The sequence below is a fragment of the Vibrio tapetis subsp. quintayensis genome, from assembly GCF_030409945.1.
GTDB lineage: Bacteria > Pseudomonadota > Gammaproteobacteria > Enterobacterales > Vibrionaceae > Vibrio > Vibrio quintayensis.
On the sequence record NZ_JAUFQV010000007.1, the window covers coordinates 46,701 to 59,976 of the forward strand.

At 43.7% G+C, this 13,276-nt stretch carries 7 protein-coding genes and 2 pseudogenes; 7 read left to right on the plus strand and 2 right to left on the minus strand.

Going from position 1 to position 13,276, the window contains the following annotated elements; all coding sequences use genetic code 11:
* Positions 1-360: 360 nt before the first annotated feature.
* A complete protein-coding gene (gene pulA / locus QWZ04_RS02100; protein WP_290324492.1) occupies positions 361-4,398 on the plus strand; it encodes a pullulanase-type alpha-1,6-glucosidase in 4,038 nt (1,345 codons plus the stop codon).
* A 341-nt stretch (positions 4,399-4,739) separates the two neighbouring features.
* Positions 4,740-5,861 (plus strand): GGDEF domain-containing protein, encoded by a 1,122-nt coding sequence (locus QWZ04_RS02105; RefSeq protein WP_290324494.1) that lies wholly within the window; start codon positions 4,740-4,742, stop codon positions 5,859-5,861.
* A gap of 77 nt (positions 5,862-5,938) precedes the next feature.
* On the opposite strand, the gene QWZ04_RS02110 is transcribed toward QWZ04_RS02105, so the two are convergent.
* Positions 5,939-6,880, minus strand: coding sequence for a carbamate kinase (locus tag QWZ04_RS02110; protein WP_290324496.1), 942 nt, complete (start codon positions 6,878-6,880; stop codon positions 5,939-5,941).
* Positions 6,881-7,046: 166 nt separating this feature from the next.
* Positions 7,047-7,202: pseudogene (locus QWZ04_RS02115) on the minus strand (putrescine carbamoyltransferase); the annotation flags it as partial.
* Positions 7,203-7,767: 565 nt separating this feature from the next.
* Between QWZ04_RS02115 and QWZ04_RS02120 the strand changes: the two are divergent.
* The 5 genes and pseudogenes from QWZ04_RS02120 (at position 7,768) to pheT (ending at position 13,162) form a co-directional block, all read left to right on the plus strand.
* Positions 7,768-8,118: a hypothetical protein gene (locus tag QWZ04_RS02120; RefSeq protein WP_290324500.1), complete on the plus strand. Its 351-nt coding sequence runs from the start codon at positions 7,768-7,770 to the stop codon at positions 8,116-8,118.
* On the plus strand, positions 8,102-8,515 hold the full coding sequence (locus QWZ04_RS02125) for a hypothetical protein (protein WP_290324502.1): 414 nt from the start codon (positions 8,102-8,104) through the stop codon (positions 8,513-8,515). Before QWZ04_RS02120 ends, QWZ04_RS02125 begins: the two co-directional genes overlap by 17 nt.
* A 359-nt stretch (positions 8,516-8,874) precedes the next feature.
* Positions 8,875-9,494 (plus strand): annotated as a pseudogene (locus QWZ04_RS02130) (IS3 family transposase); the annotation flags it as partial.
* A gap of 281 nt (positions 9,495-9,775) precedes the next feature.
* A complete protein-coding gene (gene pheS / locus QWZ04_RS02135; RefSeq protein WP_290324503.1) occupies positions 9,776-10,759 on the plus strand; it encodes a phenylalanine--tRNA ligase subunit alpha in 984 nt (327 codons plus the stop codon).
* A 15-nt stretch (positions 10,760-10,774) separates the two neighbouring features.
* A complete protein-coding gene (pheT, locus tag QWZ04_RS02140; protein WP_290324506.1) occupies positions 10,775-13,162 on the plus strand; it encodes a phenylalanine--tRNA ligase subunit beta in 2,388 nt (795 codons plus the stop codon).
* The last annotated feature ends 114 nt before the right edge of the window (positions 13,163-13,276 follow it).

Here is a 13,276-nt window from a genome sequence, read left to right on the forward strand (position 1 = left end):
AGCGCCATTTTTTCGTTTACTGAACCTTTTGGACGGAAAAATTAACAGGCGTTAAGGCCGGAATGTTGCACCGATTGAAAGGGGGATCTCGTTTTGGGAGGCAGTCTAGTTTTTAACGGCTCTCTTTTTGTAGGCGTAGTGCTAAGGCCTGTGTGAAAAACAACCAATAAATGAGATTTACGTCAAATAAAGCAGGCATACAAAGGGTGATTTTAGTTACGAAACTTATTTTTCTACGAGAAATGAAACAAAAAATTCAACTCCGTCACGGTTTGTAGAGCAAGAAATTTTCTAACCTAGATTTAGCTTTTTTAGGCAGGAAGCGACCTTTTTATAAAAACTAACTGACGGACTAGAAACGTGAAGAATAATAAATTTACTCTACGAAAATCCAAATTGTCGGTGGCATTGCTATCGATTCTCGCGGCTAGCGCATTAACCGCCTGTAACGACTCGGACGATGAGACCACGGTCGTTAAGCCATCAAACGATAAAGTTGATACTCCGCAAGCAGGTATTGTTCTACCACCACAAGTCGACTTACCAGCGGCTGCGCCAGTTCCATCAAACGAACAGATTGCAGTGAGCTATGTGGTATCGCCGAGCAGTAGTGCGGTGCAGGCAATGGCAGCGACGTCTTCTGAAGATTATTCGAAATGGACATTGAGTTGTGACGGCGCGGAAGCGGTTGCACCGGCACATTCCGATAGCTTTGGCCCAACTTGGTTGATCAGCGGTGCGGCTGATGCAAATTGTACTTTTACTGATTCTTCTGGTGCTAAAAAAGAGTCCGTCGCGGTCAGTTCTACCGATGCTGGCAAACAAATTGGCTTGGTTGATGGTAAACCTGTGGACGCTACGGGTGAGCGTTCTACGTTACTTTTGAAAAGCTATGGACTTGATCAAACGGATACAGACGTCAAACTTCCTGTAGTCAAAGCTCCGGGTGAGTTAGCGAAACCAGGTTCTAGCCAAGTGGCTCTACAACTTTATGACCCAATGGGTGATTACGCGCCATATGACAAAATGAATCTTCACATTTGGAACGATACGGCGTCTGAATGTACAGCAATGGAAAGCTCTTACGCTAACAACGGTTGGGATGACGTGTCTGTGGTAGCCAATGAGGTCGATGAATTTGGTCCAGTTTGGTACGTCCCAGTAACGGATACAGATAAAGGCTGCTTCAAAGTCATATTCCGAAATGCGGCAAAAGACAAACTGATCGGTTCGGATCTAACCGTGAACATCGCGACGTTGGGTGACACCAAATCGACTACTTATATGCCGGGCCGCAGTGAAAGCTATGCGAGCCGAGATAAAGCGTTTGAAATTGCGGGCCCAAGCGCTGAATTCGCAATTGATACCGTTGGCGCCATTTTAATTGATGCCAATACATTGGTTTGGAAGGGTGGAGATAAATCTGATGTCCAAATTAAGTTCAGCAACGATGGTAAATACCCAGTTAAAGATGGGGTAATTTCAGGCTCTGCAATTAAACTGACCTCGACCACGCTAACAGACGAACAGAAGGCCAAATTCCCACACCTTGCTGATTATCCAGCATTTGAGATCCCAGCATTAAACGCTAATGTGAGTTTAAACAAATTGCTAAAAGGCAGCATGGTTGCAATTTCATCGTCCGCAGCCGATGGTGCACAACAGCTGCGTTCAGCGACTGCAATTCAATACGCGGGTGCGTTGGATGACTTATACGCAGAAGAAGCCAAAGCCCTCGAATATGGTGCGGTTTATGGCGATAACGGTGTGACATTCCGCTTGTGGGCGCCAACGGCGTCAGACGTAGACTTGGTCATTTATGGTCAAGACAAGCAAGAAATTAGGCGTGTTCAGATGATTGAAGACGCAAAAACCGGTAGCTGGAGCCTTACTGAAGAGTTGGATGCGGTGGATAAAAAATACTATCGCTACGCAATGAAAGTATTCCAACCACGTGAGCAAAAAGGTTACGGTTACGAAGTAACAGACCCGTACTCAGTATCACTGTCTACTAATTCTATCTTCAGTCAGGCCATCGATCTTTCTTCTGATGAGTTAAAGCCATCTGGTTGGGATTCACTCGCGTCACCACATTCTCAAAAGGATGCGGATCTTTCTGACATGGTGATTTACGAATCTCACGTGCGTGATTTCTCTTCTTTAGACGCAAGCACAGAAAATAAAGGCAAATACTTAGCCTTTACTGAAAATGGCACTGTTCCTACTGAGCATTTGAAACAGTTAAGTGAAGCGGGCATGACGCACCTGCATTTGTTGCCAGTGTTTGATATTGCGACGATCAATGAAGATCCTAGCAAAGTTGCAAACATTGATGAACCATTTAGCAAGCTTTGCACGGTAAATCCTGCGACAAAATCTTCCGACTTTAGCAAGTACTGTGATAGCGGTTCTACCATCGCTGAAGTATTTGAAGAAATCAAAGCAAGCGATTCGAAAGAGACACCAAAAGTTCAAGACTTAAACGAATTGGTTCGTGGTGTTGACAGCTATAACTGGGGTTACGATCCGCTTCATTACACGGTGCCTGAAGGTTCATATGCGTCCAACGCTGAAGGTTCTTCACGTATTCTTGAATTCCGTCAGATGGTGCAATCGGTTAAACAAGACATCAAAATGAATGTGGTCATGGATGTTGTGTACAATCACACGAACGACGCAGGGCTTAACGAGAAGTCGGTTCTGGATAAAATCGTTCCATTGTATTACCAACGTTTAGTACCTGATACTGGCGCAGTCACCAATTCGACTTGTTGTTCAAATACGGCACCAGAACACGAAATGTTTGCCAAGATGATCGATGACTCGATCAAAACGTGGACGAAAGAGTACAAAATTGATGCCTTCCGTTGGGACTTGATGGGCCACCATCCATTAGCGCAGATGAAAGGCACATTAGACGCGGCTAAAACTGTTAACCCTGAAGTGTATTTTTACGGTGAGGGTTGGAACTTTGGTGAAGTGCAAGACGATAAACGTTTTGTTCAGGCAACACAAAAGCATTTAGGTGGGACCGGTATTGGTTCGTTCTCAGACCGTTTGCGTGATGCCGTTCGCGGTGGTAGCCCATTTGATGGTGGTAAAGGTCTTCGTAAAACTCAAGGTTTTGCAACCGGTGCATACGTGTTACCAAATGAGTTGGCAACAGCGGATGCCGATGAACTAAAACGCGCGTTACACCAAGCTGACCTTACTCGATTGGGTATGGCTGGTAATCTGAAGGACTTCGAGTTTGTTGATAAAGACGGCAACACACAAAAAGGGTCAACGCTGGATTACAACGGCCAAAAAGCCGGTTACGCAGACCAACCTTGGGAAGTTCAAAACTATGTATCAAAACATGATAACCAGACGTTCTGGGATATCAACATGTACAAAGTGGCGAAAGAAGTTACCGTGGAAGATCGCGTTAAAATGCAATCCATTGGTATGGCAACGGTTCTATTAGGTCAGGCGATGCCTTTCAACCACATGGGTGGCGAGTTGTTGCGTTCTAAATCAATGCAGCGCGACTCGTACGATTATGGAGACTGGTACAACAAGGTTGATTTCACTCTCAACGATAATAACTGGAACAAAGGTTTACCAGCTAAAGATAAAGACGCCGATAACTATGACGTGATTACAGACGTTTTGGTTGCAAACGCTCAAGCGTCAGCAAACAACATCGATACTGCATTTACGCAATATAAAGAACTATTAACATTGCGTAAGTCATCGCCTCTGCTAACGTTACCTACTGCACAAGAGGTTATGAGCCGCGTAGATTTCAAAAACACGGGCGCATCACAGGTTCCTGGTTTGATTGTAATGACGATTGATAACGGTTCGACTCAAGCGACAGATTTAGATGAAAGCTTGGACGCAGTGGTTGTCATGATCAACGCAACACCAAGTGAGCAGAGCTTTAGCAAGTTCTCGTCGGTACTAGAAGGGTTTGAATTGAGCTCGGCTCATATCTCATCTAACTCTGTATCTGATGGGGCTAGCTTTACCAGCGGAACGTTTGTTGTTCCTGCTTGGGGAAGTGCGGTGTTTGTACAGCCAAGAACTGGTGAGCGTGGTGAAGGCCTTGCAGTCAGTAAAAAAGATGAAGTGCCACCGTTTGGATATGAAACCAAAGTGTACGTAGCTGGAAGCCTGAATGGGTGGACAGCCGATGGCACACTTGCGAGCTTTACAGGGAATGGTAGCTACACGGTTGATGTCACAGTAGACGGAGCCGAAGAGTATAAGTTTACTCAAGGCACGTGGGACACCAATTGGGGTTGTGCAACAGACAATGGCAATTGTAAATTACCAGAAGCCGGTAAGTATCGCCTAACGTTAGATGCTTCAGTTGAAGGGGCTGAAAAAGTGTTAGACGCAGTTAAAATGTAAAATAGACTAGTGAAAAAACAAAGCACCAGCTAATTAAGCTGGCGCTTTTTTTGTTCTAAATTACCAGAAAATGGCAATCAAAAACGGTGTAGCGAGTAAGACTGTAGCCTTGGCTACCTTTTAATGATAGTTCAGTAACTAAAAAACGCCAATGTCACAAAATATTTTGCAGCGAAAAGCAATGGGAAGAATCGAGACTATAAGTTAACTGTCTGATATTTTATGACTTGGCTAGAGGTTTAACTCATCAAAATGCGCTATAAGTTAAACTTATGGGTAAGATGGAATAATTCGCCAGATTACGGGCTTACCGCGTTAATTTGCATGACTTAGGTTATTGAATGAAATCATTTTTGTGGGACAAAAATTTTGAAACTGGATTAGATGATGTTGATGAACAGCATCAGTATCTGGTCGGCATTATAAATAAATATGCCGAACTAATCTCTGAGAACGGATTAAAACAAGAAGATGTTAAAACTGCGCTAGCTGAATTGTCTGATTACGCTGAATTTCACTTTGAGCAAGAAGAAGCGCTAATGGCGAGTATTGGCGTTGATGAACGTCATGTCGGCTTTCACATAAAGCTACACCGTAACTTTATGAGTGACATACGTTCTATGCAAGGTCTGATTGATTTTGATGATCAAAATTCATCAGAGTTACTGTTGGATTTCTTAATCCACTGGTTGGCATATCATATCCTGGGTTGCGATCAAAATATGGCCCGCCAAGCGGCATCAATAGAAAGTGGCCTCTCGGCTAATGAAGCCTATGAAAACGAAGAGCGGGAAAGGGATAGCGCTACAGAGCCCCTCTTAATGGCATTAAATGGGTTGTTTGAACAAGTCTCTGCGCGGAATAAATTGCTTATTGCACTGAATGAATCGTTAGAAAAAAAAGTAGCTCTGCGTACACAAGAGTTATCGACGGCTAACCAGCAATTAGAAGAGCTAACCTTAACCGATTCATTGACTAAATTACCTAACAGACGCCATGCTATTCGTAGTTTGCGTGAATTATGGAATTCAACGGATCGCTTAGTATGCATCATGGTTGACGCCGATCACTTTAAAACCGTCAACGATACCCATGGTCATGATGCCGGTGATCTCGTCTTATGCGAGTTGGCTCGAACCCTTAAAGGCGCGTTTAGAACCGACGATATCGTGTGTCGCATCGGTGGAGACGAATTCATCGTTATTTGCCCCGATACCGATTTGAGCGGAGGCGTACACGTTGCCAATATCATGCTGCAACAGGTCAATCAGTTGATGGTTAAAAATGACAATAAGTTATGGGAAGGCAGTGTTAGTGTGGGTGTGGCAGAGAAAACCAGCGAGACCTCCGATTTTAATGAGTTGATAAAACTGGCAGATCAGTCGGTTTATCAAGCGAAAAGTAACGGTAGAAACCAAGTTAAGAATGTACAGGTGATTTCGCGATTAGAGAACAATGTTTAAATAGTTAAACTTTAAAGGTCTGCATGATTGCTTATTGCAGACCTGTTGACGGTCATCTCTATTTTTCGTTGAACTCGCTAGCTATTGTAATATTCTAGTGCGCACTCAGCTTTAATTGAGGTGCCTGCACGTCCCTTTAAGATCATATCGAGTTCATAGAGTGAACCTATAACGGCTTTGCGTCCAGTCTGCTGTACAAACTTACAAACCGCATCTACTTTAGGCCCCATAGATCCTGCTGGGAAGTTATATCTACGTAGGTCTACGTGTGAGATCTGTTTGATGCTTCTTTGCTCTGGGGTTCCGAAATTCTCACAAACATCACCGTCGGTTAAAATAATGAACATGTCGGCTTCGATATTTTCGGAAATCAATTCAGCGGTATAATCTTTATCAATAACGCATTCTACTCCGTTAAGCATTCCATCATCATCTTTATAAACGGGTACGCCACAACCGCCACCAGCGATAACGATACTGCCAGTAGCTAGTAATGCGTTGATTTGTGAGATTTCAAAGATTTCCTTGGGCATAGACGAAGCGACGACCTGTCGATAGTAGTCACCATCAGGCTTGTATTGAAGGTTAGGGCGTTCTCGCATTATTTTTGTTGCTTCGTCTTTGCTATAGACAGGGCCGACAAATTTGGTCAAATTTTCGAATGCCGGGTCCGCTTTCTCGATTAATGTCTGCGTAATGATGCTGATTGGCGAACATGTGTTGTCTGCATTTAGCAGCTCTTGTTGCAGTAAACAACCAATCATGCCACATGTCTCGGCACTTAAAACATCCATCGGATACGGTGATATTTGAGGTTTTACCTCATGATAGGTTGCGTTCTGTTCCATCAACATGCCAACTTGTGGGCCGTTGCCGTGCACGATAACTAGCTCGTTGCCTTGTGCAATTTTAGCGATACTGGCTGACGCTTCTTTAATGTTCTTGAGTTGATTTTCTAATGTTTGAGCTTCTTTACGTTGAAGGAGTGCGTTACCCCCTAATGCTAATACAATTTTCATAATTTCGTTCCTAATGTTTCAAAGCTTTAAGAGTTGATGTCTCTGAAGTTTGATTCGAAATATGGCATCTAACTAAGAATGGTAGATGCCGTAAATCGAGAGCCGTGCTCGTTATGGGTGATTAGGTATGGAGCGCCAATTTCCGGTCTATAGGGAGACTGATAGGCTAAATTTTGCCAAGAAAGTTTTCAATTTTCTCTTTATGCATTGCGGTCACTTCGGCTGAAGGAATGATGGCATCTTTGTGAGTGAAGTAGACTAAGATTGCCATTTGAGCAGTTAAACGGTTTTCGGCTTCGTCAAACAAAGCACCACGTGTCACCTAAAAGCTACCCAGCGAAGTTCCTACGCTCAAATGGGCATACGAAGCCATTTCCAAGCTTGGAGGCTTCTACGATTTTAAGCGAACAGGTATTGCTATCTGGGCAACCATATGGCTTGGCTGGAACAAACTGCAAGATATGCTCAATGGATACTATCTGAGCAAGAAAATGGATGAATTGATGGATTTTAAGCTGAAATGTGATCAAAAGACAGGTTAAAGGTAATTGACCAACGTGTGTGTACTTTCCAATCTTCGCAACTAATTCTAGCTCTTCGGTTCCTGTTATAGCTTATGGAGTTGACTAAATAAACCTCGATTACGATCTCCTCTTCTTCTTATACATAAAGGCCTTGTGAACGTCCGTAACTTCGTGTTTGTTAGTAGCAAGCAAAGGCAACACTACATATTTATAAGGCGTTCCTTGTATTTTGGTGCGCAATGGATTGCTCTCACGCTATTGATCTGTGTAATGGCAATTGTTGGGCGTATGTGACTTTAAGCACATATTATTTCCCCATACTTCTTTATATTGCGGTGAAATTTATAAAGCCAAAGAAATGGTATGAGACGATGGAATGACTCTGAACAGAGCGTTGATAATCTATTAATAAAGCCAGAAAGCTTAGGTTTTGACTTTATCTTGTATGGTTCATGGGCAAGGAAAAGCATTTTAGAAAGGTATCTATTGTCAGGAGGTCGACATATTTTCTTCAATAATCCAGTAGAGGGTTTGATCAAATTACTTTTTGAACATGACGTCGTATTGATCCAACATGGCCAATCTGCCCCAGATTTCGCGCTCTCGAAATTTGTTCTAGATGAGGGTATAAAGAATGACTATGTATATCCAGGCTACTTATTTCTAAAGCTAGATTTTATACAAACTGGAGGTAATTATGAAGTATTGCTTTAGTATTCCTCTCGGTATATTTGTAATAATGTTCTTGTTCTCAATTAATGCACATGCCAGTAGCAATTGTGGTGAAGAGGTGAGAGAGCTATATTTTCAATTAAAAGATGCCGCATATGGTTCGAAACCTGACGAAGGTGGAGTTTATCATGCTCCTCCAGTATTAGATAAGTGCATTATAAGTGTTATTGCAATTAATAATAATGCGGATAAGGACAGACTTTCAAAAAAAGCGTTGAATAGTTGGCAGTCTGAAGCGATTGATATGACTTGTAAGTATTCTGAATATATATCAAAAGCATCAGAGTTAGGAGGAGTAAAACATGTATTTAGAGATGTATATAATAGAGAAATCTTCTTTTTAATGGTATCCAGTGATATGTGCGAAGAGTCAAAATAAAATTATAGGTTGACAAATGTCTAATGATGTTAAAAAGATGAAAAAACAGGCAATGTTGTAGACGCAGCGATACAGTCCACAGTCATTGTTTTAGGTAAATTTGCTGAATATGTGCCAAATGATTTTGCTGAAAAAGCTATAAAGCTTTCATCTGGAAAGGTAGGTATTGCAAGCGATATATACATTAACATCACTAACAGCAAAAATTAATAATGGGAAAGAATTAACCAAAGACGATGAAATTGATGCGCTGTGTTCTGTAACGCGTGTGGCTACAGTTGTTGGGACAGCTTATTGTGATACGCACTAGCAGTTTTGGACACTGAGTTAAGTGAGTACAATCACTAATGAGGTGAATCATGACAAGTAAGAAGAAACGTATTATCGATTCTCCTGAATTTAAAGCAGAGACCCTGAAGCTAGCAGAGAAAGTGGGAGTAGCTGGAGCCGCAAGACAGCTCACGTTACATGAATCTCAGCTCTAAGGATGGCGAAAGGCTACAATGAAAAACAGCAATATTAGCCAGCGAGAACCATAACTGGCCGTTGAAGTAGCTAAGCTAAAAAGACTATTGGCTGAGCAAGCAGAAGAGCTAGAAATCGTAAAAAAGGCCGCGACCTACTTCGCGAGAAATCTAAAGTAAATTGCTATGAATTTATGCTCGAACACCTGCTGAGCTTCAGTGTTGCCCGTATGGCTAAGGTGTTCGGAGTTTCTCGAACTGGGTTTTATTATTGGGTTAAGAATCGCCACAAGGCGATTCAACGTGAGTCAGTTCGGCAAAGGTTTGATACCAAGGTCAAAGAAGCTTTTGACGCTAGCAAAAAACGAGATGGCTCAAGACGTATTCAGATGGAACTGGCTGAGAACGGTGATAGCCATAATGTTAAAACCATTGCTGCCAGCATGAAGCGTCAGGATTTAATCCCGAAAGCAGCACGTAAGTTTAAGTGTGCAACTGACGGTAAGCATAAAATGTGATCTGCTCCAGTCAGGCTGGAGCAGATCAGCGGTATGCCTGCAAGTTAACTAAGAATATCAGTAATACTTGGTGATGCTAGCCAAGGTCAGCCACCTCGATAAACCACGATTTATTGCATTGTCACCTCAAATCCTTAGAAATCGCCCTGTTATTAACCAATAACTCATTCATATTGCATTTCAATTTGGCTTTATGGGCTGGTTTGATTACTATGTACGGCATATAAAAACACCAAACCATCCTTCAGGGACACTGCCCGAGGGTAGATGAGGAAACGATGCAACATCTAGAAGAGATCATTGCTAATGCAACGGCTGCCATTAATTCGGCTGAGTCGTTAGTCGCACTTGATGAAGTGCGTGTTCAGTATTTAGGTAAAAAGGGCGAACTAACCCTTCAACTGCAAAGCCTAGGTAAACTTCCACCTGAAGAGCGTCGCACTGCTGGTCAAGAGATCAACAAAGCGAAAGGCGCTGTTCAACAAGCGATTGCTGCTCGCAAAGACGCACTTCAACGTGCTGAGCTAGAAGCGAAACTGGCTGAAGAAACTATCGATGTGAGCCTTCCTGGTCGTCGCATTGAAAACGGTGGCCTACACCCAGTTACTCGTACCGTTGAGCGTATTGAGCAGTTCTTTGGTGAACTTGGCTTTAGCACTGAGTCGGGCCCTGAAATTGAAGATGCATTCCATAACTTTGATGCATTGAACATTGCCGACGATCACCCAGCTCGTACTGATCACGATACGTTCTTCTTTAACCCTGATCTCATGCTGCGTACGCACACATCAGGTGTTCAGATCCGTACGATGGAAAATGGCAAACCACCGTTCCGCTTTATTGCGCCGGGCCGTGTTTACCGTAACGATTACGACCAAACGCATACGCCAATGTTCCACCAAGTGGAAGGCATGCTAGTAGACGAAAACGTAAACTTTGCACAGCTTAAAGGTGTGTTGAACGATTTCCTATGTAACTTCTTTGAAGAAGAAGTAGAAGTGCGTTTCCGTCCTTCATTTTTCCCGTTCACAGAGCCTTCAGCTGAAGTTGACGTGAAGCGTAAAGATGGCAAATGGTTAGAAGTACTTGGCTGTGGCATGGTTCACCCGAACGTACTTCGTTCTGTTGGCATCGACCCTGAGAAATACTCTGGTTTTGCTTTCGGTATGGGTGTTGAGCGTCTAACAATGCTTCGATACGGCGTAAACGACCTTCGTGCGTTCTTCGAGAACGACCTTCGTTTCCTTAAACAATTCAAGTAAGTCAGGGGCAGTAAAATGAAATTCAGTGAATCTTGGCTACGTGAGTGGGTTAAACCTGCAGTAAACAGCGAAGAACTTGCACACCAAATCACAATGGCTGGTTTGGAAGTTGACGAAGTGGCTCCAGTTGCTGGTGAGTTCACCGGCGTTAAAGTGGGTAAAGTGGTTGAGTGCGGTCAGCACCCAGACGCCGACAAACTTCAAGTAACAAAAATTGATATTGGTGAAGAAGAGCTGTTAGACATCGTATGCGGTGCTTCTAACTGTCGTCTTGGCCTAACAGTAGCCGTTGCTACCGTTGGCGCTGTTCTTCCTGGTAACTTCAAAATTAAGAAAGCAAAACTGCGCGGCGTTCCATCGCACGGCATGCTTTGTTCTTTCTCTGAGCTAGGTATCGACGTTGAATCAGACGGCATCCTTGAGCTTCCAGAAGGGACGGCTCTTGGTATGGATGTTCGTGAGCTTCTAGAGCTTAACGACGTTGCTATCGACGTAGACTTAACAGCAAACCGCGCAGACTGTTTCAGCATCCGTGGCCTTGCTCGTGAAGTTGGCGTTCTGAACCGTGCAGACGTAACAGAGCCTTCTGTAGAAGCGGTTGCGACAAGCATCGAAGACACAGTATCAGTTGAAATCAAAGCAACGGATGCGTGTCCACGCTACCTTGGTCGTGTGGTTAAGAACGTAAACGTGAAAGCAGAATCTCCACTTTGGATGCAAGAAAAATTGCGTCGTTGTGGTATCCGTTCAATCGATCCAGTTGTAGACATCACAAACTACGTGATGCTAGAGCAAGGCCAACCAATGCACGCATTTGATCTTGCTAAGATCGAAGGCGGTATCGTGGTTCGTCTGGCAGAGCAGGGCGAAAAGCTAACACTTCTAGATGGTAATGAAGCAGAGCTAAACAGCAAAACTCTGGTTATTGCTGACCAAAACAAAGCACTAGCAATTGCGGGTATCTTTGGCGGTCAAGAGTCTGGTGTGACTACTGAAACAACAGACGTTCTTCTAGAAGCGGCATTCTTCGCACCAGACCATATCCGTGGTCGTGCTCGTGCATACGGCTTGCACACAGATTCTTCGCTACGTTTTGAACGTGGTGTAGACGCAACACTTCAAGCAGCGGCAATGGAGCGTGCAACCCAGCTTCTCGTTGATATTTGTGGTGGTGATGTTGCTCCTGTAAATGGCAGCGAGTCTGAGGCTGATTTGCCAAAAGCAAACACAGTTGCACTTCGTCGCGCTAAGCTAGACAGCTTATTAGGCCACGAAATTCCATCTACGGATGTGGTTGAGATCTTAACGCGTCTTGGTTGTGATGTAGAAACGACCTCAGAAGGTTGGACGGCAGTTTCTCCTGCTTGGCGTTTTGATATTGCTATTGAGCAAGATCTTATCGAAGAAGTTGGCCGTATTTACGGTTACGACAACATTCCAAACCAATCTCCAGTGGCTGCACTGAAGATGAACGATCACAAAGAAGCAAACCAACCGCTTAAACGCGTTCGTGACCTTCTTGTTGACCGTGGTTACCACGAAGCAATCACGTACAGCTTTGTTGAACCAGAACAGCAAAAATTGGTTGTTCCAGGTGTAGAGCCACTGATCCTGCCATTCCCAATCTCTGCGGATATGTCAGCGATGCGTCTTGGTTTGATTCAAGGCCTACTAAACACCGTTGTTCACAACCAGAAGCGTCAACAGTCTCGCGTTCGTTTATTCGAGTCAGGCCTACGTTTCATCCCTGAAGTAACGGCTGAAAACGGCATGCGTCAAGAAATGATGCTAGCGGGCGTTATTGCTGGTACACGTGGTGAAGAGCACTGGGACATTGAAACCAACACCGTTGATTTCTTCGATCTTAAAGGTGACCTAGAAGCGGTACTTGAGCTGACGGCTAACGACAAAGCTTACAGCTTTAAAGCGGCGAAGCACCCAGCACTTCACCCAGGTCAAACTGCGGCAATTATCGTAGACGGCAAAGAAGTGGGTATCATTGGTACTGTTCATCCAGAATTAGAGCGCAAGTTTGGCCTAAACGGTCGCACTATCGTGTTTGAAATTGAGTGGGCTGCTATCAATACTCGCGTGCTTCCGGAAGCGGTAGCGGTATCTAAGTTTCCTGCAAACCGTCGTGATATCGCAGTAGTGGTAGACGACGCAGTATTGTCTGGCGACATTGTTGATGCTTGCCTTGCTGCTGGTGGTGAATTCCTAACGGATGCACAACTGTTTGACGTTTACGTAGGTAAAGGTGTAAAGGAAGGTAAGAAGAGCCTTGCTATCGCACTTAGTTTACAATCACTAGAACGTACGCTTGAAGATGCAGACATCGCTGGCGCGGTTGATGCTATCGTTGCTTCAATCTCTGAGAAGTTTGGCGCTGCATTGCGTGACTAACTTTAGTAAGAGTTAAACTTAAAAAGCAGGCTTTTACGCCTGCTTTTTTTATGTCTGTTGTTTTAAGCCAAAATCGAAACAAGTAAAACTTTAATAATATAAATCATTTAACTA

Excerpts from the sequence above, each read along its gene's own strand:
- QWZ04_RS02105 (WP_290324494.1), top strand. The coding sequence starts at position 4,740 with ATGAAATCATTTTTGTGGGACAAAAATTTTGAAACTGGATTAGATGAT.
- QWZ04_RS02110 (WP_290324496.1), bottom strand. The coding sequence starts at position 6,880 with ATGAAAATTGTATTAGCATTAGGGGGTAACGCACTCCTTCAACGTAAA.
- QWZ04_RS02120 (WP_290324500.1), top strand. The coding sequence starts at position 7,768 with ATGAGACGATGGAATGACTCTGAACAGAGCGTTGATAATCTATTAATA.
- QWZ04_RS02125 (WP_290324502.1), top strand. The coding sequence starts at position 8,102 with ATGAAGTATTGCTTTAGTATTCCTCTCGGTATATTTGTAATAATGTTC.
- pheS (WP_290324503.1), top strand. The coding sequence starts at position 9,776 with ATGCAACATCTAGAAGAGATCATTGCTAATGCAACGGCTGCCATTAAT.
- pheT (WP_290324506.1), top strand. The coding sequence starts at position 10,775 with ATGAAATTCAGTGAATCTTGGCTACGTGAGTGGGTTAAACCTGCAGTA.